The 24,577-nt window shown below is 61.0% G+C and carries 25 protein-coding genes; 11 read left to right on the top strand and 14 right to left on the bottom strand.

Annotated features, from left to right (window positions below):
- Positions 1–63 precede the first annotated feature (63 nt).
- On the top strand, positions 64–594 hold the full coding sequence (locus BLW21_RS08320; RefSeq protein WP_092738990.1) for a TetR/AcrR family transcriptional regulator: 531 nt from the start codon (positions 64–66) through the stop codon (positions 592–594).
- Between the two features lie 25 nt (positions 595–619).
- Positions 620–1,267: a hypothetical protein gene (locus tag BLW21_RS08315; RefSeq protein ID WP_139255134.1), complete on the top strand. Its 648-nt coding sequence runs from the start codon at positions 620–622 to the stop codon at positions 1,265–1,267.
- Positions 1,268–1,325: 58 nt separating this feature from the next.
- Here the strand turns inward: BLW21_RS08315 and lpdA are convergent, their stop codons facing one another.
- Positions 1,326–2,720, bottom strand: a complete 1,395-nt coding sequence (gene lpdA, locus BLW21_RS08310) for a dihydrolipoyl dehydrogenase (RefSeq protein ID WP_092738988.1) — start codon at positions 2,718–2,720, stop codon at positions 1,326–1,328.
- Positions 2,721–2,945: 225 nt separating this feature from the next.
- Between lpdA and BLW21_RS08305 the strand changes: the two genes are divergently transcribed.
- Positions 2,946–3,638: a tetratricopeptide repeat protein gene (locus tag BLW21_RS08305; RefSeq protein ID WP_092738987.1), complete on the top strand. Its 693-nt coding sequence runs from the start codon at positions 2,946–2,948 to the stop codon at positions 3,636–3,638.
- A 125-nt stretch (positions 3,639–3,763) separates the two neighbouring features.
- On the opposite strand, the gene BLW21_RS08300 is transcribed toward BLW21_RS08305, so the two are convergent.
- Positions 3,764–4,996 (bottom strand): geranylgeranyl reductase family protein, encoded by a 1,233-nt coding sequence (locus tag BLW21_RS08300; protein ID WP_092738986.1) that lies wholly within the window; start codon positions 4,994–4,996, stop codon positions 3,764–3,766.
- 209 nt (positions 4,997–5,205) lie between these two features.
- On the opposite strand from BLW21_RS08300, the gene fabG reads away from it, so the two are divergent.
- On the top strand, positions 5,206–5,955 hold the full coding sequence (fabG, locus tag BLW21_RS08295) for a 3-oxoacyl-[acyl-carrier-protein] reductase (protein WP_092738985.1): 750 nt from the start codon (positions 5,206–5,208) through the stop codon (positions 5,953–5,955).
- Between the two features lie 65 nt (positions 5,956–6,020).
- Here fabG and BLW21_RS08290 read toward each other — a convergent pair whose 3' ends face one another.
- Positions 6,021–6,761: a hypothetical protein gene (locus BLW21_RS08290; protein WP_139255133.1), complete on the bottom strand. Its 741-nt coding sequence runs from the start codon at positions 6,759–6,761 to the stop codon at positions 6,021–6,023.
- A 56-nt stretch (positions 6,762–6,817) separates the two neighbouring features.
- On the opposite strand from BLW21_RS08290, the gene BLW21_RS08285 reads away from it, so the two are divergent.
- Positions 6,818–7,483, top strand: coding sequence for a YiiX family permuted papain-like enzyme (locus BLW21_RS08285; RefSeq protein WP_092738983.1), 666 nt, complete (start codon positions 6,818–6,820; stop codon positions 7,481–7,483).
- Positions 7,484–7,544: 61 nt separating this feature from the next.
- Here BLW21_RS08285 and lpxB read toward each other — a convergent pair whose 3' ends face one another.
- From lpxB to BLW21_RS08265, 4 genes are all read right to left on the bottom strand, one after another.
- The gene (gene lpxB / locus BLW21_RS08280) at positions 7,545–8,666 is read right to left on the bottom strand and encodes a lipid-A-disaccharide synthase (protein WP_092738982.1); all 1,122 of its coding nucleotides are present in this window, start codon (positions 8,664–8,666) and stop codon (positions 7,545–7,547) included.
- Positions 8,667–8,793: 127 nt separating this feature from the next.
- Positions 8,794–9,213, bottom strand: coding sequence for a 6-pyruvoyl trahydropterin synthase family protein (locus tag BLW21_RS08275; protein ID WP_092738981.1), 420 nt, complete (start codon positions 9,211–9,213; stop codon positions 8,794–8,796).
- 26 nt (positions 9,214–9,239) lie between these two features.
- The gene (locus BLW21_RS08270; RefSeq protein WP_092738980.1) at positions 9,240–10,241 is read right to left on the bottom strand and encodes a FecCD family ABC transporter permease; all 1,002 of its coding nucleotides are present in this window, start codon (positions 10,239–10,241) and stop codon (positions 9,240–9,242) included.
- The gene (locus tag BLW21_RS08265) at positions 10,238–11,170 is read right to left on the bottom strand and encodes an ABC transporter substrate-binding protein (protein WP_092738979.1); all 933 of its coding nucleotides are present in this window, start codon (positions 11,168–11,170) and stop codon (positions 10,238–10,240) included. The genes BLW21_RS08270 and BLW21_RS08265 overlap by 4 nt, the downstream gene beginning before the upstream one ends.
- 215 nt (positions 11,171–11,385) lie before the next feature.
- On the opposite strand from BLW21_RS08265, the gene rfaD reads away from it, so the two are divergent.
- Both rfaD and BLW21_RS08255 read left to right on the top strand, forming a co-directional pair.
- Positions 11,386–12,351, top strand: coding sequence for an ADP-glyceromanno-heptose 6-epimerase (rfaD, locus tag BLW21_RS08260; RefSeq protein WP_092738978.1), 966 nt, complete (start codon positions 11,386–11,388; stop codon positions 12,349–12,351).
- Between the two features lie 242 nt (positions 12,352–12,593).
- Positions 12,594–14,006 (top strand): FAD/NAD(P)-binding protein, encoded by a 1,413-nt coding sequence (locus tag BLW21_RS08255; RefSeq protein ID WP_092738977.1) that lies wholly within the window; start codon positions 12,594–12,596, stop codon positions 14,004–14,006.
- 101 nt (positions 14,007–14,107) lie between these two features.
- On the opposite strand, the gene BLW21_RS08250 is transcribed toward BLW21_RS08255, so the two are convergent.
- The 4 genes from BLW21_RS08250 to BLW21_RS08235 all read right to left on the bottom strand — a co-directional run bounded on the left by BLW21_RS08250 (position 14,108) and on the right by BLW21_RS08235 (position 16,877).
- On the bottom strand, positions 14,108–14,395 hold the full coding sequence (locus BLW21_RS08250; RefSeq protein ID WP_092738976.1) for a hypothetical protein: 288 nt from the start codon (positions 14,393–14,395) through the stop codon (positions 14,108–14,110).
- Positions 14,396–14,499: 104 nt separating this feature from the next.
- Positions 14,500–15,510, bottom strand: coding sequence for a zinc-binding dehydrogenase (locus BLW21_RS08245; protein ID WP_092738975.1), 1,011 nt, complete (start codon positions 15,508–15,510; stop codon positions 14,500–14,502).
- Between the two features lie 186 nt (positions 15,511–15,696).
- Complete coding sequence (locus BLW21_RS08240; protein ID WP_092738974.1) at positions 15,697–16,089, bottom strand: thiol-disulfide oxidoreductase DCC family protein; 393 nt, start codon at positions 16,087–16,089, stop codon at positions 15,697–15,699.
- A gap of 92 nt (positions 16,090–16,181) precedes the next feature.
- Positions 16,182–16,877, bottom strand: coding sequence for an adenine nucleotide alpha hydrolase (locus tag BLW21_RS08235; protein ID WP_245711841.1), 696 nt, complete (start codon positions 16,875–16,877; stop codon positions 16,182–16,184).
- A 93-nt stretch (positions 16,878–16,970) separates the two neighbouring features.
- Between BLW21_RS08235 and BLW21_RS08230 the strand changes: the two genes are divergently transcribed.
- Positions 16,971–17,288 (top strand): hypothetical protein, encoded by a 318-nt coding sequence (locus tag BLW21_RS08230; RefSeq protein ID WP_092738972.1) that lies wholly within the window; start codon positions 16,971–16,973, stop codon positions 17,286–17,288.
- Positions 17,289–17,448: 160 nt separating this feature from the next.
- On the opposite strand, the gene BLW21_RS08225 is transcribed toward BLW21_RS08230, so the two are convergent.
- Positions 17,449–17,958, bottom strand: coding sequence for a DUF4126 family protein (locus BLW21_RS08225; protein ID WP_092738971.1), 510 nt, complete (start codon positions 17,956–17,958; stop codon positions 17,449–17,451).
- Positions 17,959–18,133: 175 nt separating this feature from the next.
- Positions 18,134–19,987 carry a DUF885 domain-containing protein gene (locus BLW21_RS08220; protein ID WP_092738970.1) on the bottom strand — a complete coding sequence of 618 codons (1,854 nt, stop codon included), beginning with the start codon at positions 19,985–19,987 and terminating at the stop codon, positions 18,134–18,136.
- A 240-nt stretch (positions 19,988–20,227) separates the two neighbouring features.
- Between BLW21_RS08220 and BLW21_RS08215 the strand changes: the two genes are divergently transcribed.
- Entirely contained in the window at positions 20,228–20,947 is a 720-nt protein-coding gene (locus tag BLW21_RS08215; protein ID WP_092738969.1) for a 3-ketoacyl-ACP reductase, read from the top strand.
- A 183-nt stretch (positions 20,948–21,130) separates the two neighbouring features.
- On the opposite strand, the gene BLW21_RS08210 is transcribed toward BLW21_RS08215, so the two are convergent.
- Entirely contained in the window at positions 21,131–22,825 is a 1,695-nt protein-coding gene (locus BLW21_RS08210) for an ABC transporter substrate-binding protein (RefSeq protein ID WP_092738968.1), read from the bottom strand.
- A gap of 74 nt (positions 22,826–22,899) precedes the next feature.
- Between BLW21_RS08210 and BLW21_RS08205 the strand changes: the two genes are divergently transcribed.
- Positions 22,900–23,580: a metal-dependent hydrolase gene (locus tag BLW21_RS08205; RefSeq protein WP_092738967.1), complete on the top strand. Its 681-nt coding sequence runs from the start codon at positions 22,900–22,902 to the stop codon at positions 23,578–23,580.
- Positions 23,581–23,672: 92 nt separating this feature from the next.
- Complete coding sequence (locus BLW21_RS08200; protein ID WP_092738966.1) at positions 23,673–24,488, top strand: ParA family protein; 816 nt, start codon at positions 23,673–23,675, stop codon at positions 24,486–24,488.
- Positions 24,489–24,577 lie beyond the last annotated feature (89 nt).

Below are 24,577 nucleotides of genomic sequence, written 5' to 3'. Positions count from 1 at the left end.
TTGCGCCCGTAATTGCGGTTTCAACTACTGCCGGGCTCTGGCCCAACCACTCCGCATACCGCCATGACCAACCGCAAACAGCACATTGCCGACGTGGCCCTGCGGCTCTTTGGGGAGCGAGGCTTCGACAACAGCTCCACCCAGCTCATTGCCCGCGAGGCCGGCGTATCGGAAGCCCTGATTTTCAAACACTTTGGCTCCAAAGATCTGCTGCTGGAGTTCGTTATCCGGAGCGGCTATAAGCGCATTATAGAGGCCAACCGCGGCGGCCTTACCGAACCCGACCCGCTTACGTTCATTCACAGCGTAATTGAGCTGCCCTTCAAGCTCGTGCGCGACGAGCCGTATTTCTGGAAGCTGCAATACCGATTGGCCGACTCGGACATGGCGCGCCAGCAGCACGAGCGGTTTATGCGCCCGCTACCTACCCGGCTTCGGCAGGCCTTCGAGCAGCTCAGATATGCAGCCCCCGACAAAGAAACGGCGCTGCTGCTGCTGCTGGTAGAGGCCCTCTGGAAAACCGAAGCTACCAAAACCGAGGACTACGGCCAGGATATGCCCGTTTTCATCAAGAGCAAGTACCAGGCGCAATAGTGCCGTCGGAATAGTAGCTATCTGTATGTTCTTAACCAGGTTTTTTCGGATAGCCCTGCTTGTGGGGTGGGGCTTGTTCGCGCAACGCACGCATGCCCAGTCCCAGGCTCAGCAATTAGAGCAGGAGCTGGACCTGGTAAAGATGCTGCCTGATTCGCTGGACGAGCATCCCGGCCCGCTGATCGTGTTGCCTTCCGCATCCTGGGGCAGCAGCCACAAAGAGCTACCCTCCGACAAAGGCATACTGTATGGTAGTTGCGTACAGCGGTTGGGTTTTAGTAGTGGCGGCATAGGCCAGTACGTGCGGATCGTAAACCTCGACACGCGTCAGTATTTTCGACTAAACGTGAAGCCCATTGTCCGCTCCCGCCGCGAAAATCCGTTTTGCTATGCGCTGCCACCCGGCCGTTATGCCCTCATCAACTACGAATTTGCGGGAGGCCTGCAGTTGGGTACTGAGTCCATTCGCAAACACCGCAACAGCCAAACGCTGAAACGGACGCGCTATTTATTTACGGTACTGCCCGGCCAGTTGCATTACGTGGGCACCTGGGACTTCAGCCAGGAGTTCGACCCGCGGTTCCTGGACGAGAAGTTCACGCTGGATTTGGTATTCCAGCAGAAGCACCCTTATCTACCCCTGAATCAGGCCATAATCGTACTACCCCAGTAACCGAAAGCCCCGGCCGAAATTTCGGCCGGGGCTTTTAGTTTTAGCAAGTAAGATGCTCTTACAGGTGAATTACCTCCCCGTAGGCGGCGGCGGCGGCTTCCATAATGGCCTCGCTCATGGTGGGGTGCGGGTGTACGGCCTTGATGATTTCGTGGCCCGTGGTTTCGAGCTTGCGGGCTACTACTACCTCGGCAATCAGTTCGGTTACGTTGGCACCAATCATGTGGGCGCCCAGCCACTCGCCGTACTTCTTGTCGAAGATAACTTTAACGAAGCCGTCCTTTACGCCGGCAGCTGAGGCTTTGCCCGAGGCCGAGAAGGGGAACTTGCCCACCAGCACGTCGTAGCCCTGCTTTTTGGCTTCGGCTTCGGTCAGGCCCACCGAGGCAATTTCGGGCGAGGCGTAGGTACAGCCGGGGATGTTCTGGTAGTTGAGCGGCTCGGGGTGGTGGCCGGCAATCTTCTCGACGCAGATAATGCCTTCGGCTGAGGCTACGTGAGCCAGGGCCGGGCCGGGCACGATGTCGCCGATGGCATAAATGCCGGGTACGTTGGTCTGGTAGAAATCGTCCACCACCAGGCGGCCTTTTTCTACCTTGATACCCAACTCTTCGAGGCCCAGGTTTTCGAGGTTGGTCACCACGCCCGCGGCGCTTAGTACCACGTCGCACTCAATCTGCTGGTCGCCTTTGGCCGTTTTCACGGTTACGATGCAGCTGGCGCCACTGGTGTCTACGGCCGTTACTTCGGCGGAAGTCAGCACGTTCACGCCGATTTTTTTGAACGACTTCTCCATCTGGCGCGACACGTCCTCGTCCTCCACGGGCACAATGCGGGGCAGGTATTCCACCACCGTCACCTCCGAACCCATCGTGCGGTAGAAATAGGCAAACTCAACACCGATGGCGCCCGAACCCACTACTACGAGCCGCTTGGGCAGCTGTTCCAGGGTCATGGCTTTGCGGTAGCCAATAATTTTTTTGTCGTCGATGGGCAACGCCGGCAGCTCGCGCGAGCGGGCCCCGGTGGCCAGAATAATGGACTTGGCCTCTACGGTATCCTTACCGCCATCGGCCTTCGTCAGCTCGATTTTGCCGGCCGCCAGCAGCTTGCCGGTGCCCATCAGCACATCAATCTTATTTTTTTTGAACAGGAAGTTGATACCCTTGCTCATGCCGTCGGCCACGCCGCGGCTGCGCTGAATTACGGCGCCGAAGTCGTAACCTACATTTTCGGCGCTCAGTCCATAATCGGCGGCGTGGTTCAGATACTCGAATACCTGAGCGCTCTTGAGCAGGGCTTTGGTTGGGATGCAGCCCCAGTTGAGGCAGATGCCGCCCAGCGACTCGCGCTCAATCACGGCTACTTTCAAGCCCAGCTGCGAGGCCCGGATGGCGGCTACGTAGCCGCCCGGGCCGCTGCCGATAACGACCAGGTCGTATTGCAATGCCATATTGTGTTCGGTTGAAAAGGTAAAACAAGCCCTTGCCGCAACGCAACGCCCGCGGCTGGCCGGGCAAAGATAGGCACGCCGGGGCAGTCGGGCGCAGGGTCGGGGGCGCATATAATTCCGGTGTGTTCTTCGTCGCTTCGGCGGCAACGGCCGTACAAAGACGCGCCGCAGCCGCTGGCTTCGCTTAGCGGGCAGTACGGCCCCTTAATTTAACCCCAATTTTTCATGAAAACACCCCTCCTCTCTCTGCTAGCCGGTACCACCCTGCTGCTGGCTGGCGCCTGCGCCCGCGGCACCACCGATGTGGAGCAGCCCAATGCTGCGGCCCGCGAAATTGATAGGGCCAGTGCCGCCGATGCCACACCCGGGGGTCCAACTTACGTGGAGCCGGCCGCCCGCAAAACGGCCCCCGACCATCGAAAGGACATCAAGACGGCCGATGCGCTACTGGAAACCACCCCCCGCGATGTGGATGCGCTGCTGATGCGGGCCCGAGCTAAAAGCCAGCTCAAGGATTACCGCGAGGCAATGGTGGACTACAACGCTGCCGTGCAGCTGGAGCCTACCAACAGTGAAGTATACTACAACCGGGGCCTGAACCGGCTGGAGATGAAGGAATTCAGCGGTGCTATTTCCGACTTCGGCAAAGCCACCAAGTACAACCCGCAGGACCGGGACGCCTTCTTTGGCCGGGGCTCGGCCAAGATGCAGATGTACAATTACCGTTCGGCCATTCCCGACTTTACCAAGGCCATTGCCCTCGACCCAAACTATGCCGACGCTTACGAGTACCGCGGCATCAGTTACTCGTCTATCAACAAGCCCAAGGAAGCCCGCGCCGACCTTGAAAAAGCTGCTCAGCTCAATCCGGCTGCCGAAAAAAGCCTGCGCCGTTACGTGGGCAACAAGGACAAGTAATAGAACGGGTATTTTGAAGAGCCGTGTCGTTCAGAGCATGCTGCGTTTAGAGCATGTTCTGAACGACACGGCTCTTCAAAATACCCTTCTCGCTTCCTCTTCCTGTCATCTTCGTCACCCCTCCTCTACTTCCCTAGTAGCAGCTTGAAGTAGAAGCTGGGCTGGCGCAGCCGCTCGCGCAGGTCGAGGTCGAGAAACATGTTGCTGATGGTTTCGGCCAGCGTGGGGTTGTTGGCGGCGCGGTTGGCAATGAAGTTGAACAGCCAGGGGTAGCCCAGCAGGCGCTGCATGGCCCGGCTCAGGCGCAGCTCCTGCCAGAGGCGGTTGTACACGGCCGCGTCGTAGCCCTTCAGGAATTCCGGCGTAAAGTTTTGGGCCGCTACGGCTCGGGCGGCCCAGTCGGCGGCGTGGCGGCCGCTTACCATGGCGTGGCTGATGCCCTCACCCGAAAACGGGTCGATGAGCGAGCCGGCGTCGCCGAGCAGCAGGTAGTTGCGGCCCGAAAGCGGGCGGCGCCTGGAGCCCAGCGGCAACCCGAAGCCGCGCACCGGCCCCAGCCGTTCGGCGGTGGCAAACCGGTCTTTCAGGGCCGGGTGGGTGCGCAGGATTTCGTCGAGCCGTTCGCGCAGCTTCACCTTTTTCTTGGCCACGGCTTCTGAAAGCATGCCCACGCCCACGTTGGCCTGGCCGTCGGGTAGCGGGAAAACCCAGAGGTAGCCGGGCAGAAATTCCTTGATAAAGTGCAGCTCGATGAAATTGTCGGGGTGCAGGCCGGTTACGCCGCGGTAGTACGCCCGCAGGCCGGCGCAGTGGTGGGCCGGCTCCAGCACGTGCCCCCCAATCACCCGGGCAAAGTTCGATTGGGCCCCATTGGCCACCAGCAGCACATCGGCAGTGGCTATTTCGGTGTCGTCTTTGTCCAGCAGGCGCCAGCGGCCGTCGGGCAGCTGCTCGTGGGCGGCCACATCGGTATTTTCGCGAAAGTCGATTTCGGGCCGGCGGCGTACCTCTTCGATGAGAAAATTATCGAAGTCGATGCGCTTGCTGATGTGGCCGGCGGCGCGGTCGGTGGCCGGGTTGTAGTGGGGCTTGAAGGGCACGGCCAGCCGGCGGCCGTTGGGCGCGTAGAAGTCGATGCCCCAGCTGGGCAGCTGGGCCGGCTCGGCAGCCAAGCGGTCGGGCAGGCCCTCCTCTATGCGGCGCAATTCGCTGAGCACTTTACCGCTGAGCGCGTCGCCGCACACTTTATCGCGCGGAAAAGTGGCGCGGTCGAGTAGCAGGCAGTGGTGGCCGGCGTTGGCCAGGTGCAGGGCCGCCGTGGCCCCGCCCGGTCCCGCCCCGAGAATGCAGATGGTCATTTTTTTTAGCTGATAGCTATTAGCTGCTAGCTGTTAGCTTTTGAAGTTCGAGCCGCAAGCTACACGCCACGGGCTACAAGTGTGGGTTGTAGGCCCGTTCAGCCTGTTCACCGCTTCAATTTCGTATCCTATGCATCAAAGCTCGTAGCTTGCGCCATTATAACACCAAAGCTGAGAGCGAACAGCTAGCAGCCAACAGCTCCCATAAAATGACAAAACTGCTCGACGGAAAAGTGGCCCTGATTACGGGCGCTTCTAAAGGAATTGGCCGCGCTATTGCCGCGTATTTTGCCCAGCAGGGCGCGCAGGTGGCGTTCACCTACCTCTCCAGCGTGGAGAAAGGCCAGCAGCTGGAACAGGAGCTGGCGGCCTCCGGCACCAAGGTGAAGGGCTTCCGCTCCGATGCGTCGGTGTACGCTGAGGCCGAAAAGCTGGTGGAAGACGTGGTGGCCGAGTTCGGTAAGCTTGATATTCTGGTCAACAACGCCGGCATTACCCAGGACGGGCTGCTGATGCGCATGAGCGAGCAGCAGTGGGACCAAGTAATGGCCGTGAACCTGAAGTCGGTATTCAACCTGACCAAGGCCGCCACCAAGCCCATGATGCGGGCCAAAGCGGGCAGCATCATCAATATGTCGTCGGTGGTGGGCGTGAAGGGCAACGCCGGGCAGGCCAACTACGCGGCCTCCAAGGCGGGTATTATCGGCTTCACCAAGTCGGTGGCCCTGGAGCTGGGCTCGCGCAACATCCGCTGCAACGCAGTGGCCCCCGGCTTCATCGAAACCGAAATGACCGACGCCCTCGACGCCAAGCAGGTCGACGAGTGGCGCAAGGCCATTCCGCTGCGCCGCGGCGGCACCCCCGAAGACGTAGCCAAAGCAACCGCCTTCCTGGCCTCCGACGACTCGGCCTACATCACGGGCCAAGTGTTGCAGGTAGACGGCGGTATGCTGACGTAGAACCAGTAACACGTTGCCTCCGCGCGTGCTTTCGCCCGATGTTGGCTACCGAGCCGGCATCGGGCTTATTTTTTAGCCGCTTCTTCGAGCATCCGGATTACGGCCGAAAGCTCCGTAGCATACGCCGACGATGGGTTGCGGAAGAAATCGGCCGTGAGTTCTGCCATCAGCGCCGCACTAGTCAGCCACGAAAAGAAGTGTGCGCTTTGCTCGTGGGCTTTATCAAAAATGCTCAGCCGCTTCTTGCCCAACAATTCTTGCGGGTTTTTATACACAAAGTCAACCAACCGAGGAATTTTGTGAGAGCTTTTAATTTGGTGCCAAAGCTGGATTAGTTGCCCTGAATCAGGATACACATTCGCAATGGCAGCCAGATAATCTCCCAGACTGATATTGGCCATTTCTGATTCGGAAATTAGCACCTCTCGCCAAAGGGTTAGCAAGTAATGGCGAATAGCTTTCTGTTCTGTTTCCGGCCAGGTTTTCCAATGGCCGTAACAGAGCTTGTCTAGCGCTACCCACTCCTCCCAGTTGCCACTAAAAGCAGTTAGCAGCTCCAGAATGCGCGGCAGAAAATACCGGAAGTCGTTTACGTCGCCCCAAGTGGTAAGGGCCTTAAAATAGAAGATTTGCAGGTCCTCTTCCGTTAAGTTGCGCAGAGGTTTTGCTGCCAGCATTTTATTCCACGCCTCTATCGTGTCGGCATAAACTGGGCTGCCCTCCATTGCTGGATTGAGCGGGTAGCAGGCAAATACCTGGTAGATGTTTTCCACCGCTGCCGCCATTTTAGCTGATATATAACTCATATTTACCTTGTCTTGCTTTTCCGATAGAGGAAGTCCAGCATTTAGATTAAATCACTATGCGCCGAATATTGCTGCTGCTTTTTCTGGTCGCCTCTGCGCTGGCAGCTTATCCACGCGCCCAACGCTACTTAACGCGTTACCAAGCTACCCGGACCGCGAGCCGAACCGTTGCGAAGCTGGGCGCCCGGCTCCGCAACGGCGACCTGATTTTCCAGACTTCCCAATCGGCCCAGAGCCGGGCCATTCAACTGGCCACGCACTCGGCGTACAGCCACTGTGGCATCCTGTTTCAAAAAAACGGTGAATGGCGCGTATTTGAAGCCGTGCAGCCAGTAAGCGAAACTTCCCTGGCTGCCTGGGTGGCCCGGGGCAAAGATGGGCAGTTCGTCGTCAAGCGCCTGCGCGACGCCGAAACGGTGCTGACGCCACCCGTGCTACGTAAGTTGCAGGCCGTCGGCGAGCAATACCGGGGCCGTAACTACGACCTGTATTTTGGCTGGTCGGATGAACGCATTTACTGCTCGGAGCTGCTCTGGAAGATGTACCAGCAAGCAACCGGCCGCGCAATCGGCCAGCTTCAGCAGCTGCGCGAGTTCGACCTCTCCCACCCCGCCGTGCAGGCCAAAATGCGCGAGCGGTATGGCAACAAGCTACCGCTGGATGAGCGGGTGATTTCGCCGGTCCGGATGCTGGAAAGCCCGGAGCTGGTGACGGTGCAGTGAGCATCACTCCATCCGCCAGCGCCGGGCTTTCCGCCGTACCAATCGCGTTATTTCCGCCGCCCTACGCCGTTTTCGGCTCGCGTAGGTAGCCCACCATCAGCGTCGCGGCTTTCTTGGACGATTTCTGCTGGCCCAGCTTCTCCCAGATTTCGGCGTAACCGGCTTTCTGCTTGGCAATGAAGTCTTCGTCGGCAGTGATTTTCTTCAACTCGATGACAAGGTTGCGGGAGTTGAACTCGCCCTGGATAAGCTCCTTCACGACTTCCTTACCCGCAATCAGGTTGACCAATGAGATGAAAGGCACCTTGATGACGGCTTTGCCGATGGCGTACGACACGGCGCTGGTGCGGTAGCACACCACCTGCGGCACCCGGAACAGCGCCGTTTCGAGCGTGGCGGTGCCGCTGGTAACCAGCGCGGCCGTGGCGTGGGCCAGCAGGTCGTAGGTCTGGTCGAAGAGGACGCGCACGTTGTTGCGCTCGAAGTGGGCGTAGTAGTTGCGTTCGAGGTTATCGACGCCGGCCACGATGAACTGGTAGTTCAGGAAAGGCGGCAGAATGGCCAGCATCTCGTAGAGCATCTCCTCGATTTCCTGCTTGCGCGAGCCCGGCAGCACCGCAATAATGGGCCGCTCGGGGTCGAGCTGGTTGCGCAGGTAAAAGTCTGCTGCTTTCTGGTGCTCGCCCACACTGTCGGCAATGGGGTTGCCGATGTAGTCGACCTTGTAATCGAAGCGCTGGTAGAACTCCTGCTCGAAGGGCAGAATCACGAACATCCGATCGACCACCTTCTTCACCTGATGCACCCGGCCCTGGTTCCAGGCCCATATTTTGGGCGAGATGTAGTAGAACACCTGCAGGCCGGCCTCTTTGGCAAATTTGGCCACCCGCATGTTGAAGCCGGCGTAATCCACCAGAATCACCACATCGGGCTGCCAGGCCAGCAGGTCGCGCTGGGCCTGCTTGAGGTAGCCGCGAAACTTGAGCACGCTGGTAGCGGCCTCCCAGAAGCCCATAATGGCCATTTCCTGGTAATGACGCACCATCTCGCCGCCCTCGGCCTGCATCAGGTCGCCGCCCCAGAAGCGAAACTCAGCCTCGGGATCCTGCTGGCGCAACTCCTGCATCAGGCTGGCCGCGTGAAAATCCCCGGACCGCTCGCCCGCTATCAGGTAATACTTCATCTGTTTGAATTAAACTTGGCAGTCATGCTGAGCAGCGCGAAGCATCTCGCGTGCTGACGTTGCCAAAGTAACTTGATTTCGAACGAGCGAGATGCTTCGCGCTGCTCAGCATGACAGCCCCTGGGACCTACTCCTCCCCAAAATACTCCACGAAGTTGCGGGGCGTTTCGTAGAGCTTGAGCGAGTGCAGGCGGGCCGGAGAAATGGCTTCGATTTCGGGCTGCAGAATTTTCCAGAAGGCTACCACCAGGTTTTCGGTGCTGGCCAGCTGGCCGGCCATAAAGGGCACGTCAAGATTGAGATTTTTATGATCGACCTGATCGATGACGTGGGTGCGGATGAGGGTACTGAGCTCCTTGAGGTCGATGACAAAGCCGGTTTCCGGATCGGGCCGGCCCTTCACCGTCACGATAAGGTCGTAGTTGTGGCCGTGCCAGTTGGTGTTGGCGCAGGGGCCGAACACTTCTTTATTGCGCTCGTCGCTCCACTTGGGGTTGTGCAGCTTGTGAGCGGCGTTGAAGTGTTCCTGGCGGCTTATGTATATCATTGGTAAGATGTTGGAGGCGTAGTTGCCTACGCCCCTTGTTTGCGCAGCAAATATACGAAGAACGGTACGCCGAACAGGGCCGTGACCAGGCCCACGGGCAAGCCGGCGGGCGGATAGAGCACGCGGGCCAGCAGGTCGCACAGCACCAGGAAATTGCCGCCCAGCAGCGCGCAGAACAGCATATTGCCCCCGCCCACCGTGCCCAGCAGCCAGCGCGTGAGATGCGGAATGACCAGCCCCACAAACCCAATGGGGCCGCAGAGCGCCACCACGGCCCCGGTGAGGCCCGAGGCAATGAGCAGCAGCAGCCAACGCGTGCGGGCCACCGGCAGGCCTAGGGCCGTGGCCCGCTCCTCACCCAGCAGCAGCAGATTCAGCTGCGGGCGTAGCAGCGCCAGCGCCGCTAACCCCAGCCCCACGGCGGCGGCCGGATAGGGCAGCGTAGCCCAGTTGGCCCGCTCGAACCCGCCCAACGACCAGAACGTGATAGTGCGCAGCTTCTCCTCGGTGGCGGCCAGAAACGTAAGCAGCCCGCCCACGGCCGTCACCAACGAGCCCATAGCCACGCCCGCCAGCAGCAGCAGCGTGGGTACCACCCGCCCCCGCCGGCTGCCTACCACCACCACCACCAGCGTAACACCCAGCGCCCCGACCAGTGCCGCCAGCGGGGGCGCGTACAGGCCGAATACCGTGAGGCCCGGCAGAAACAGGAACGTGAGGCTGGCCCCCAGCGCCCCGCCCGAAGCCGTACCGAGCAAGTAAGGGTCGGCCAGCGGGTTGTTTACCATGGCCTGCATCACGTAGCCGCTCAGGGCCAGCCCGGCCCCGGCCAGCAGTGCCAGCAGCAGCCGCGGCAGCCGCAGCTCGATGAGCACGAGCTGGGCCGGGTCGCGGGCATCGTAGTGCAGCAGCGCGCGGCCAATCAGGGCATAATCAGTTTCGTAGCTGCCCACCCGCAAACCCACGGCCAGCAGGGCTGCTGTCAGCAGCAGACTGGCCAGAATAAAGGGCAGCGCGGGGCGGCTCATGGCGCGGGCGGCGACCAGATAAGCCCCCGTAATTCCTTCACCGATTCCACTACCCGGGGGCCGGGGCGCGACATCAGGTCGTCGGTGGGGTCGTAGATGCGGCGGGTCTGGTAGGCCTGAATGCGTTTTAGCTCGGGATAGAGGCGGAAGAATGTGCTGTCGAGCTTGCCGAACGAGCCGCCGAGCACGATGTCGGGGTTGAGTTGGAGGATGTATTCGCGGGTGAGGGCCGGGTAGGGCTGGGTGAATTTTTCCAGCACCGCATTCTGCCCGCCGGCCAGCCGGATTTTGTCGGTAAACAGCGTGTTCTGGCCGTACACGTAAATCGGGTCGGTCCAAGTGATGGCCAGTACCGTGGAGGCCGGCGAAGGTTTGGGCAGTGACTCAACGGCCCGCAGCTCGGCCCGCAGCGAATCGACCAGGTGCCGGGCCTGGGGCACGCGGCCCAGAATGCGGCCCAGATCAGTCAGGCCCCGAAAAATATCCTCCACCTTATCATACTGCTGATAGTACACCGGAATTCCCAGCTCCTGCAGGCGTTGAGCGTCGGCTTCGGAGGTGATGCCGGTGGTCGTGAAAACTACATCGGGTTTGAGGGCCACCAAACGCTCCAGATCAAGCGGGTAACTGTTGATTACGGGCTTGCGCAACGCGGCCGCCGGATAGTCGCAGACCTGGGTGCGGGCTACAATGGTAGCCGTATCGGCCACGGCGTACAGCATTTCGGTCATGGAGGCCGCCAGGGCCATAATGCGGCGCGGATGGGCCGGCACGGTCAGGGTCCGACCCAAATCGTCGCGCAGCTGCTGAGGGGCGGCGGCGGCTTCGGGCGGGGCAATGGTGGCGGGCGTATCGGGGCGGCAGGCGGCCAGCAGCAGCAGTAGCGGCAGGCTGCGCCCGAGCAGGCGGGCAGCGAATAAACGGGGCATACGCGCAAAGGTAACCGGCCGAAAGCATGCCCGAACTGTTATGCCCACATTCCGCGCATTGGGCGGCGAGCGGCGTTAACGGGTGCCGCTACATCTAACCCGGCTTGCGGCGCGGCCCGTACCAGGAGTTCCTGACCCGTTATCTTCCCCGAAACCTGCCGGCGGCCGGCCATTCGCGGGCAGCTGGTTACTTTTGGGTCTAAATTCTCTGCCTTATGATCATCGTCACCGGAGCGGCCGGCTTTATTGCCAGTGCCCTCGTTACCCGCCTTAATGCCGCCAATTTCAACGAAATTGTGGTGGTCGATAACTTCACCAACGAGCGGAAGCTGCTCAACCTCTCGGGCAAGCACCTGACGGAGTACGTCGACCGCGAGGAGTTTTTCCCGTGGCTCGAGGCGCACCACGCCGATGTGGAGTTCATTTTCCACCTCGGCGCCCGCACCGACACCACCGAAACCAACCGCGAGCTGCTCAACGTCCTCAACCTGGAGTACTCCAAGCAGATGTGGCAGGCCTGCTGCCGCTACCAGCTGCCGCTGGTCTACGCCTCGTCGGCGGCCACCTACGGCTCGGGCACGCTGGGCTACTCCGACGACGACGTGCTGCTGCCGCTGCTGCGCCCGCTCAACCCCTACGGCGAGTCGAAGAACGACTTTGATAACTGGGCCGTGCAGCAGCCGGAAAAACCGTTTTTCTGGGCCGGCCTGAAATTTTTCAACGTGTACGGCCCCAACGAGTACCATAAGGGCCGCATGGCCTCGGTTATTCTGCATGCCTTCCGCCAGATTCAGGAAACGGGCTCGATGACGCTGTTTCGCTCGCACAACCCCGATTTCGCCGACGGCGAGCAGCAGCGCGACTTTGTGTATGTGAAAGATGTGGTGGATGTGTGCATGTTTCTGATGCAGACCCGCCGCGCCTCGGGCATCTACAATCTGGGCACCGGCGAGGCGCGCACCTTCCTCGACCTCACGCTGAGCACTTTCGCCGCCCTCGGCCGCACCGCCGACATCCACTTCCGCGACACGCCCGAAGACATCCGCGACACCTACCAGTACTTCACGCAGGCCGACATGAGCAAGCTGCGCGGCATCGGCTACGAGCGGCCCTTCACCCGCCTCGAAGACGGCATCAACGACTACGTACGCAATTACCTGGTACCCGGCGCGTATTACTAACAGCTGTTACGCAGCTACAGCACGGTGTAGGGGCGAGGCTTGTCCCCGCCCGCTGTTCGCGTCGTTGAACAAAATTGTTGAACCGGTGCGAGAGGCGGGCGGGGACAAGCCCCGCCCCTACGTCGTCCAGCTTATTTCACCGATTTTGTTCAGCGACGGGCGGCAAATGCAGAACATCTGGTATTCTTTTTAGCCCACAGTCCGGCAAGAACACTATCTTAAAGCTCCTAACCAGTCAGGCTATGCAGCGCAGGAGTATTACGATTATCGGCGGCGGATTTTCGGGGTCGATGCTGGCCCTGCAGCTGGCCCAGCTGGCGGGCCAGCCCTTCCAGTGCGACGTGCATTTGGTGGAGCCACGCCCCGCGCCGGGACCTGGCCTGGCCTACACTGCGCGGCGGTCGGAATACTTGTTGAATGTACCGGCCAAAGCCCTGAGCGCCTTTCCCGAGCGGCCCGACCATTTCCAGAACTGGCTGCGCGTTACGGGAGCCGAAGAGGGCTGCCAGGACGGTTTCTGTACCCGCCAGAGTTACGGCCGCTACTTGCAGCAGCTCGTGAGCCAGGTGCTGGAGTGGCCCGCCATGAACGGCATGACCTGCCAGTGGCACAACTCGTCGGCGCTGAGCGTTGAGCCCAGCCCCGATGGATCGGGGGCCGGGGTGCGGCTGCGCAACGGCCAGCTCATCCACTCCGATCTGGTGGTGCTGGCCCTGGGCAACTTCCCGCCCGCCCCACCCACGCCCCTGCCCCATAACTACCTCAGCCACCCTGGCTACCACGGTAGCCCCTGGGCCTCGGGGGCTCTGTCGGCCATCAAGTCTACCGACGATGTGCTGCTGCTTGGCTCGGGCCTGACGGCCGTAGATGTGCTGCTGGGCTTACGGGCCGATGGCCACCAGGGCCGCCTGACGGTGGTTTCGCAGCACGGCCGCTGGCCCACCGCCGCCGTGCCCGGTGCCCCTTCCTACCCCAGCTTCTGGGCCACCGAACTGGCCGGCCTGGCCAGCGTGGGCGCAGTGCTGCGGGTAGTGCGCCGGCACGTGGCGGCCGCCCAAGTCCAGGGCCTCCCCTGGCAGACCGTGCTCGACTCACTCCGGCCCGACCTGCCGCGCGTCTGGGCCAGCTGGCCGCTAGCCGAGCAGTCCCGCTTTTTGCGCCACCTGGCCGGCATCTGGTCGGTGCTGCGCCACCGCAGCCCTCCCGGCAACGCGGCCATCATCGGGCAGTTATTGGCTTCGGGCCGGGTGCAGCAACTGCAGGGCCGGGCGTGCGAAATTGAGCCCGCCGACGATGATTTACTGGTAACTGTAAGCCGTATTGGTCAGCCCGACCGGCAGCTCAGGGCGCAGCACGTCATCACATGCACCGGCCCGCTGCTCGATTATCGTCGCATTCAGGAGCCGCTGGTGGTGCAACTGCGCGCAGCCGGCCAGCTGGTACCCGATCCGCTGGGCCTGGGTATGCTGACTGATGCCGACGGCGCGCTGCTCGACGCATCCGGCCAAGCCTCCGAAATACTGTTCACCCTCGGCCCCAGCCGCCGCCCTGCCTACTTCGAGTCGACGGCCGTGCCCGAACTGCGCGCCCAGGCCGTAACGCTGGCACTGCTACTGGGCCAACGACTGCGCCAGCTGGAGCGCGCTGAAGCGTAGCCCTCTCTTATTTTTACACACAAAAAACCCCGCTTCTGAGGACAGGAAGCGGGGTTTTTGTGCAGAATAATGAAAGAGCTGACCTACGCATGGCCCCCTACTTAGGCAGCCAACTCATTGGGTGGGTAAAGAGGAAGCACGCGGGTATCGGTGCCAGGTTCTGGGAAGGGTAGCGTGGGCAACTCGGGATACTGCTGCGCCACAACCGGGGCGCTGCGGCGCAGGGCCCGCATGAGCAGGTACTTATACCGCTCGGCGTCGGCCAAGGCAGCTTCCACGGCCTGCAAGGCATCGGTGTAGGCCACTACCGGCACCGATTCGGCGGTTTCGCCGGTCGGGTACGTCAGCTCAAAAACCGGGCAGGCGAGGTATTCAGCGGGCATCTTCATAAGGCAGAAAACTTCGTAGTTAGCGGATATAAAGCTAACTAAATTAGCAGCTATTTAATTCCGTTTAAAGACGAAAATTTCTACCTTAAAGATACTCTAAGCAGCTATTTATCGGCCTTTATTTTTAGCACGATCTTACCGAACTGCACGCCTTCATCCATCCGCCGCAGGGCCTGTTCGCCCTCGGCCAGCGGGAAGGTTTCGTCGACTACTGGCACCAGCTTATGCTGCTCCAACAGGTCCACCATATTGGCGAAGTCCTGCTCGGTGCCCATCGTGGTACCCAGCAGCGAAAGCTGCTTCCAGAACACCTTGCGGGCGGCCATATCGGGCACGTCGCCTTGTGTTGCACCGTAGAATACGATGCGGCCCCCGGGCGCGGCGGCGTCAATCAGGTCGTTGAAGCCAGGACCAGCGGCGCTGTCGATGATGAGGTCGAAGCCGCCACCAGCCTGCTTCGTGAGGGTGGCGGGCCACTTTTCGGTTTTGTAGCTGATGCCGCCTTTTGCTCCCAGCTCCATGGCCCGGGCAATCTTCTCCTCCGAACCCGACGTTACCCATACTTCGGCGCCCGCGGCCACCACCATTTGCAGGGCCAGCAGCGCCACGCCCCCGCCCACACCACTGATGAGCACCCGCTCGCCGGTCTGCACCTGCCCCCGCGTGAAGGCGGCGCGGTAAGCCGTCAGGCCACCCAACGGCAGCGCGGCTGCCTGTTCGAAGCTCAGGTGCGCCGGCTTGGCCCGCACGGCCGCGGCCGGTACGCACACGTACTCGGCAAAGGTGCCATCGGCGGGCAGCCCCAGAATCTGAAAGTCGCGGCCCTGAGCGCGAGGGTCGGCGCCCCAACCCTGGCCCGCGTTGATAAGCACGGCCTGGTGCAGCAGGCTTGCCGGCGCGCCCTCGCCGAGGGCCGTAACCGTACCGGCGCCATCGGAGCCCAGGATGATGGGAAATTTAAGGCCGGCGTACTGACCCTTCTGAATCCAGACGTCGCGGTGGTTGAGGGCGGCGGCGTGCAGCTGCACCAGCACCTGCCCGGCCGCGGGTTCGGGCGTGGGCACATTTTGTAGCGTCAGGGGCTGATCAATACCAGAAAGAATGAGAGCGTGCATTTGGTTAGGGGTTAGGGGTTAGGGGTTAGGGGTTAGGGAAATACGAATGTCATGCTGAGCGGAGTCGAGGCATCTCTACTGCAATACGAATCCTGTTGACAGCAATGAAGCGGTAGAGATGCTTCGACTTCGTTGCACTCCGCTCAGCATGACGGTTTTCTTATCCTTCTTTCACCAGTTCTTTACCTATAGAAACCGACTTTGTAGCTCCGGAGTGGGGAGCCAGCAGGCCTCCTGGCGGCCGAACCAGCGGTAGCGGTAGCGGGCAATAAGGCGGTACACGGCGTCGCGCAGGGGGCGCGGAAACCAGCGGCCGACCCGGGCCAGCGCTGCCCAGCGCCCGCCCAGCCGGGCTACAATACCCAGCGCCGCCGCCGAGTGCGTGTACGCCTGCCCGTCGGCCAGCAGCACCACCGAGTCGGGCTCGGAAGGGGCGGGCAGTTGGTGGGCCCGCAGCAGTTCCTGCCCCGCCGCCGACTGCAGGGCGGCAAACCGAAACTGCCCGGCCGCATCGTGCCGGATGATAAACTGCACAAACCCGTTGCACAGGTTGCAAACGCCATCAAAGAGAATAACCATAATGTTAGCTGTTAGCTGTTAGCTGTTAGCTGTTAGCTGTTAGCTGAATGAACGAGAGCTATCAGCTAATGGCTGTTAGCTAACAGCTCAAATCAATATATGTCCTGGAACCAGAAGGCGGCTTCGGTGGCCCCGCTGCCGGCCGGGGCAGGATAGGCGCGGCGCACCAGCTCGCCACGCTGCACCACAATGGGGCTGCTGAAATAGGGCGCCTCGTACACGAAGCTGTGGTATTCGCCGTTTTCGCCGCACGAGTCTATACCGGGCGGCAGGTCGCGCAGAAACTCGGCATCCAGCTCGCGGCCGCAGAAGCTGCGGTCGAGGTGTTGCTCGTTTACGCACACCACTACGGCCTGAAAACCCAGCGCCAGGTACTCGGCCAGCAGCTCAGCGTTGGGGCGCTGCCAGAGTGGAAAAACGGCCTCCAAGCCCATCGTGGCCAGCTGCTGCTCGCGGTAGCGGCGTAAATCTTCCAGATGAATGTCGCCGAACACCGACCGCGCCACGCCCCGGGCCCGCAGCGGCGCCAGCGTGGCGCGCATCAGCCGCTCGTATTCAGCCATATCGGGGTTTTCGGGCAATTGCAGTTGCGTCAGGGGCAGGCCAATGCGTTGGGTCTGGGCTTCGAGCAGTGCCGTGCGCACGCCGTGCATCGATATGCGGCCGTGGTGCGCATTTACGCTCGTGAGCAGGTCGGTAACGTGCAGCGCGGGGTTGCGCAGGGCGTGGTAAAGCGCCAGGGCCGAATCTTTGCCCCCACTCCAGTTCATCAGCGTCGGAATAGCCATGCGGCGAAGGTACGATCCAACGCAACCCCGGCCCCATCCGGCACGTTTGCCCGGTAAAGCCGCTTCCGACTTTTCCTCTTGATTTCCCTTCTCATGAATCGTGTATTTACTTTCGCCCTGCTGGCCACCTTGGGCCTGGGCCTCACCACCGCCTGCGACTACGAGAACGGCCCCGGCGTTGAGCCCCAGTTCAGCCAGGATTTTACCAATGGCCCCAGAGCCACAGCGGCTGATACCGACCTCGATAGCGTGAGCAGGAGCCAGAGTGCCTACACACCCATCGGCAAAGGCTCGGCTGCCGACCAGAAAACGTCGGTCAATGCGGCTATGGATGCGCGGCCGGGTACCTCCCCCACCAGCTCTATGCCCGAAACCAACCCCACTGCAAAGGCCACAACCCGCGAAAACTAACTACGGCCGTACCAACTACCGGATTTTTCCGGCTTCATCACCCTACCGGTTCTCCCTCCTTCCCCCTGCTCCTATCAAACAGAATGCCCCACCGGACTAGCTGGTGGGGCATTCTGTTTGATAGGCTCACTTGAGCATAGGAACAAAACCAGATCTGCCCCTACAAATCCCAGGCGCGGGGCTGGGGCTTGCCCACATCGGTGCCTTTGGTCAGGGCCAGGCCCGAGCCCAGCGTCAGCAGGTCTTCGAAACCGCCCACCACGCCGCCCGGCAGGCCCGACTCCAGCGTACTTTGCTTGCGCAGAAAGAAGCTTAGATAGGAGCCAGCCACGGCGGCCAGCACGCCCAGCACAGCTCCGTTCAGGCTTTTGTCGTGGTTGATGCGGAAGATGGTAGCTCCTACCAGCGCCCCCGAGGCGGCCCGACCCAGCAGGCCGGCGGGTGCAATCCGGTTGGGGGTTTGGGGGAGCTTGTCGCCCACCATCTCGCCGGCGGCCAGCAGCTTAAAGCCCTGAGCCACCCAGGGCTTTTGCAGAAAGCGCAACGGCGAGCCAGCCAGGGCTTTAGGATGATAGGTGAGCAGGTTGCTGCTTAGCAGCGCCGGGGCCGTCATGCTCCGGAAGCCTGCCAAGGCGCCCAGACCCACGGTTTGCCAATGATACTTGGTCATAATGTTGAGAAGCTAGAAGTCAGAAAACAGGCGTTAGCAGCGGATGCAGGCAGTGCTGAACCCGCGCAAACCGTTCTTACGCGAAAACGCTCATTACGATATTCTATAGTCCTAACCACCGCTGCATCAGAAATACTATAGCCGTGCCAGCTTCTGATTTCTAGCTTCCCAGAAATCACTTTTCGTTCGCTGCCCAGGTATCCATTTTGCGTTCCAGCACGGCCAGTGGCATCACGCCGTCGCGCAACAGCGCGTCGTGGAAGTCGCTGAGGCTGAAATGGGCGCGGTTCTGGCCGGCGTACTCCTCGCGCAGGCGGTGGGCGTTGCCGCCCAGCTGCTGCTCGTACTTCTGGCGCAGCTCGCGGATTTTGAGGGCCCCGATTTTGTAGCTCAGCGCCTGGCCCGGAATGGCCATGTAGCGCTCAATCTCGGCCGTGGCCCCCTCCTCGCCGATGGCCTCATTGGCCATCATGTACCGGATGGCCTGCTCGCGGCTCATGCCCTTGGTGTGCATGCCCACGTCCACTACCAGGCGCACGGCGCGGTGCATTTCGTCGCCCAGCGCGCCCATGTACTGGTAGGGGTCTTTGTAGAGGCCTAGTTCCCGGCCCAGGCTTTCGGAGTACAGCGCCCAGCCCTCGCCCATGGCCCCGTACCAGGCAAAGCGCCGGAACTTGGGCAGGTTGGTGTTTTCCTGCTGCAGCGAAATCTGGTAGTGGTGTCCCGGAATGGCCTCGTGCAGAAACAGCGACTCCATGCCCGAGGTGACGTTGAAGGTGGTGGCGTCGAGAATCGGGATGTAGAACACGCCGGGGCGCGAGCCGTCGGGGGAGCCCTGGTTGTACTCGGCCGAGGCCGAGGAGGCCCGGAAGTCCTCGGTCTGCCGGATTTCAAACGGCGTTTTGGGCACCCGGCCGAACATGGTTTTCAGGTTGGGCTCCATGCGGGCCTGAATGGCCCGGAAAGCGTCGAGCACTTCCGTGGGCGTTTTGTAGGGCATCAGTTCGGGGTTTGTTTTGAGGCTCTCGAAGAACGCCTTCAAACTTCCCTTAAAGCCCACTTGCTTCTTCACCAGCTCCATTTCGCCCCGGATGCGGGCCACCTCGCTCAGGCCGGTCTGGTAGATTTCCTCCGGCGTTTTGTCGGTAGTGGTCCACGTTTTCACGTAGTAGCGGTACAGCTCCGGGCCGCCCGGAATGGCCGCAATGCCGGTGCTGGCGCGGGCTTTGGGCAGGTACTCGGTTTCCAGAAAGTCGCCCAGCTTTTTATAGGCCGGCACCAGCTCGGTGAGGATGGCCGTCTGGTAGGCGGCCGTGAGGCGCTGCTTGTCGGCGGCTGGCAGGTTGGCGGGCAGTTTTCTGATGGGGCCGTAGAACAGGCTTTGGGTGGCGTCTTTGGTTTGCATGGCCCGCATCTGCGGAATCATTTTCACAACCAGTGCCCGCGGCAGCACCACGCCGGCCGCCATGCCCTGCCGGAAATTGGCAATGGCCGTATCGGTCCAGGCCGTGAAGCCGTGCACCCGGCCCAGCCAGTTGTCGTAGTCCTGCACCGTTTTAAAGGGCTGCACTCCCTCCCCCGAGCCGTACTGGCCCAGGCTGATGGGCAGGCCCCAGAACTGCTGAAACGGCATCATCCAGGTGTTCAGCTTCAGCCCTTCGAGTTTGTTTTGCAGGTCGTACTCCAGCATGTCGTAGCTGGTTTTGTCGTTTACCGGCAGGCTTTCGCGCTTGAACTGGTGCAGGCCGTCGAGGTACTTCTGATAAAAGGCCCGCAGCTGCCCGCGAAACGCCCGGGTACCGTCGTTGGGCAGCTGGCTGTTGAAGCGGTTGTCGCCCTGGGTGGTGGCTTCGAGCGGAAACAGCCGGGAATTTTCTTCCCAGTAGTGCGCAAACAGCTGTTCAATGTCCTTTACATTTTTCAGGTCGGGCGCGGTGTAGGCGGCGGTTTCGTCGGCCGCTTTCTGCTGCTGATTGCAGCCGGTGAGCAGCGCGGCAGCCAGCAGGGTAGTGAGAGCAATATATTTCATCAGATCACGGATTAGCGCGGATTTTAGCGGATTTCGCGGATTTTGTGGACGGGCCGTTGGACGGTGTGGTACCACTATCGTTGCACCGAAACGTTCAGATGCCCCAGGTGCGACAGGCAACCGGCAGCGGAAAGGTAAGCACGTTTTTCAAGCCCGACTAGTAGCCAGCAGGGGCCGGGCGCTCAACTTTTACCGGGCCGCCGGGTTATCTATTCTTCATTCAACCCAACCACTGACTTTATGGAAGACTTAACCGGCAAAACGGCCCTCGTAACGGGCGCAGGCAAAGGTATTGGCCGCGCTATTGCCCTGGCCCTGGCCGCGCAGGGCGTGCGCGTGGCCCTGCTGGCCCGCACCGCAACCGATCTGCAAACCGTGGCCCAGGAAATTGAAGCCGCCGGCGGCCCCGCCGCCGTAGTGGTAACTGCCGACGTGGCCGACCGCGCCGCCGTAGAAAAGGCCGTGAGCACGGCCCTCGCCGAGCTGGGCACCATCAACATTCTCATTAACAACGCCGGCATTGGCACCTTTGCCAAAATTCTGGACATGGACCCGGCCGAGTGGGAGAAAATCATTCAGGTGAACCTGATGGGCGCCTATTACACCACCCGCGCCGTGCTGCCCCAGATGGTGGAGCGCCAGACCGGCGACATTATCAACGTGGCTTCTACGGCCGGCCTACGGGCCTCGGCGGGCGGCAGCGCCTACAGCGCCTCTAAGTTCGCGCTACTGGGCTTCACCGAGTCGCTGATGCAGGAAGTGCGCAAGCAGAACATCCGCGTGTCGGCCCTTACGCCCAGCACCGTGGCCACCGAGCTGGCTACCAGCAACAACCTCACCGACGGTGACCCCGAGAAAGTGATGCAGCCCGAAGACCTGGCCGAAATCGTCATCAGCCAGCTCCGCCTCAACCGCCGCATCTTCATCAAAGAAGCCAGCATGTGGAGCACGAATCCTTGATTTAGAGCTTAGAAATTAGAGACTAGAGCCTAGAAACGGCCTGTCATCCTGAGCGAAGCGAAGGACCTTATCATGCAAGAACGAGCAGTTGGCACAGCTGTTTTCACGCAAAAAAGGTCCTTCGCTTCGCTCAGGATGACAGGCCGTTTCTAAGCTCTCACTTCTAAGCTCTATTCTTTAGCTCTATTCTTTCCTCACCCGCTCCAGCACCAGCTGGTTCATGGGGTTGGGCGTGAGGCCGCGCACGTTGTTCTGGGTCAGGCGCACAACCTCGTCGTAATACACCGAAATGACGGGGCATTCTTCGACCACAATACGGTCCATTTGCTGGTAGAGGGCGTAGCGTTTGGTGTCGTCCTGTTCGAGCTTGGCCTGCTGGTAGAGACGGTCGTAAGCGGCGTTTTTGAAGTGCGTTTTGTTGGGGCCGGCGGGCGCGAAGTTGGGGCTGTAGAACAGGGCCAGGTAGTTTTCGGCGTCGGGGTAGTCGCCCAGCCAGCTGCGGGTAAAGAAGGCGGCGCGGCCATTGTCGATCAGCTCGCCGTGGGCCGCGCCCTGGTTCACGTCAATATCGACCAGCACGCCCACTTCGGCCCACTTTTTCTGGTAATACTCGCACAGTTCCTTGGTTTCGGCCACCGTGTTCAGGCGCAGGCGCAGTGGCTTGCCCGGGCCGTAGCCGGCCGCTGCCAGCAGCTGCCGCGCCCGGGCCAGCTGGTAGGTGTAGCCGGGCACCTTGGCGGCGCTGAATGAGGGCAGCGAAGCCGGCACGAAGCCCGAAATACCCGGCTGACCCACGTTATTGAGGAAGTAGGCCAGCAGCTCGGGCTTGTTGAGGGCGTAGTTGAGCGCCTGCCGCACCCGCTTATCCTGCAGGGCGCGGCCGGTTTCCAGGTTGTCGCCGCGCAGGTTGGTCAGGTCCTGCTGCATACCGATGTACTCGGTGTTGAGGTAGGGCACTTTCTGAATCCGGAACTTGCCCCGGAAATCCTCGCGCACCGTGCCATCGGGGTACATGATCAGGTCGCGCGAGCCACTGCGGATGCCGCTCAGAAAGTCGAGCTTGCTCTGCATGAAGGTCAGGAACTCGGTTTTGCGGTCCTGAATGAAGGTAATCTGCACCGCATCGAGATAGGGCAGTCGTTTTCCCTGCGCGTCCTTCTTCCAATAATTGGGGTTGCGGTGGTAAATGATGGCGTTGCCCTCGTCCCACTCCTTGAACTGGAACGGACCAGTGCCCACCGGATGGGCCCGGAAGTCCTTGCCCCATTTATCTACTGCCTCATGCGGCACTACGTAGGCGTAAGGCATCGTCAGGATGCCCAGAAACGGGATGAACGGCTCCTTGAGGTGAATGCGCAACGTGGAATCATTCACGGCCACAAAGCAGGTATCCGAGGGTTCGCCCCCGACCTTCTCCAACACCTTGCCCCGGAAAATCCAGCCGCCGGGGCTGGCCGTGGCTCCGTCGAGCAGCCGCCGGAAGCTGTAGACGAAATCCTGCGCCGTAACGCGGCGGCCTTTACCGCCCGCAAATACAGCGGCATCGTGAAAGCGGGCGTCGGGCCGCAGCCAGAAGGTGTACGTAGTGCCCTGGGGTGAAATGCGGTAGCGCCGGGCCAGGCTGGGGCCGGGCCGCAGGCTGTCGTCGAGCTCCACCAACCCGTTATACAGCTGGGTGGTAGCCCAGGTGTTGGCCTGGTTGCGGGCGAAGGCCGGGTCGAGCGAAGTGAGGCTTTCGGGCTGGTTGTAGCGGAACACCCGGCGCGCATCGGTGGGGGCTCCCGATTCGGTGCAGGCACTCAGCCCCACTAGCAAGCCCGGCAGCAGAAAGAGGGCGGAAACGGCAGCGCGGCGCGAAAATGGAAGCAGGGGTACCATGAAACAGTGTATATTTGCAAAGGTATCCCATCCGGGATTAGCGGCCTTAGTGCCGCAATATTTCCATTTCCACTATGCAGCTCACGTACTTCGGCCACTCTTGCTTTCTGCTGGAAACCGGCAGCCACCACGTTCTTTTCGACCCCTTTATCCGGCCCAACCCGCTGGCTAAAGAGGTGGCGGTGGATAAAATCCCGGCCGATTACATCCTGCTCAGCCACGGCCACGGCGACCATGTGGCCGATGTGGCTGAAATCGGCCAGCGCACCGGTGCCCAGCTCGTGGGCATGTTTGAGGTGCTGGGCTGGTTTGAAAAGCAAGGCCTGAAAGCCGACCTGAAAATGAATATCGGCGGCACGGTGGAGCTGCCCTTCGGCACCGTACAGTTGGTGGGCGCGGCCCACTCCAACTCCATGCCCGACGGCTCCTACGGCGGGCTGGCGGCTGGTTTCGTTATCAAGGCCGAGGGCAAAACCTTCTACTTTGCCGGCGATACAGCCCTGACCTACGATATGAAGCTCATCGGCGAGCAGCACCAGCTCGACTTCGCCATTCTGCCCGTCGGCGACCATTTTACAATGGGCGTGGATGATGCGCTGACGGCGGCCACCTGGGTGGGCGCCACCAAAGTTATCGGCATGCACTTCGACACCTTCCCGCCCATCACCATCAACCACGACGAAGCCCGGACCAAAGCCCGGGCGGCCGGCAAGGAGCTGCTGTTGCTGAAAGTGGGCGAAACGATTTCCCTCTGATTATAAGCTGTTAGCCGATACTTATCAGCTAACAGCTTTTCTTCTCAACCTGAACGAAGCTAACAGCGGATAGCTAACAGCTTTTCAATTCCATGGGCAAAATTATTGCGGTAGCCAACCAGAAGGGCGGCGTGGGCAAAACCACTTCCTCGATCAACCTCGCGGCCTCGCTGGCGGCGCTGGAGTATCGGACCCTGCTCGTGGACGCCGACCCCCAGGCCAACGCCACTTCCGGCGTGGGCTTCGACCCGAAGGACATCGAGAACAGCATTTACGAGTGTATGGTCGACGGCATCAACGCCCAGGATATCATCCTGCAGACCAACATTCTGCCTCACCTCGACCTGATGCCTTCGCACATCGACTTGGTGGGTGCCGAGGTGGAGATGATCAACCTGCCCAACCGGGAGGAGAAGATGAAGGACGCCCTGCGCCCGCTGGCCGAGCTTTACGACTTCATCATCATCGACTGCTCGCCCTCGCTGGGCCTGATTACGGTGAATGCCCTCACGGCCGCCCACTCGGTTATTATTCCGGTGCAGTGCGAATACTTCGCCTTGGAGGGCCTGGGCAAGCTGCTCAACACCGTCAAAATCATCCAGAGCCGCCTGAACGAGGAGCTGGAAATTGAGGGCATCCTGCTCACGATGTACGATGTGCGCCTGCGCCTGAGCAACCAGGTAGTCGAGGAGGTGAAGTTGCACTTCCAGCAACTGGTGTTCGATACCATCATCCCGCGCAACGTGAAGCTGAGCGAGTCGCCCAGCTTCGGCATCCCGGTTATCCTGCACGACGCCGAGAGCAAAGGCAGCATCAGCTACCTCAACCTGGCCCGCGAAATCGTGGAAAAGAACATTGAGGTACTGAACGGCACCGGCAGCGAGGAACCGGAAGACGCCGCGGCGTAGGAAACGCACGAGTTATAGGGGCGGGGTTTGTCCCCGTCCGCCGCTGGAACGAACCGTTCAATAACTGTTCAACGGCGGGCGGGGACAAG

Source organism: Hymenobacter psychrophilus (assembly GCF_900107135.1).
In the GTDB taxonomy this organism is placed as follows: Bacteria; Bacteroidota; Bacteroidia; order Cytophagales; family Hymenobacteraceae; genus Hymenobacter; species Hymenobacter psychrophilus.
The sequence above is the reverse complement of the archived record's forward strand: the minus strand, read 5'-3'. Positions and strand labels throughout refer to the sequence as shown.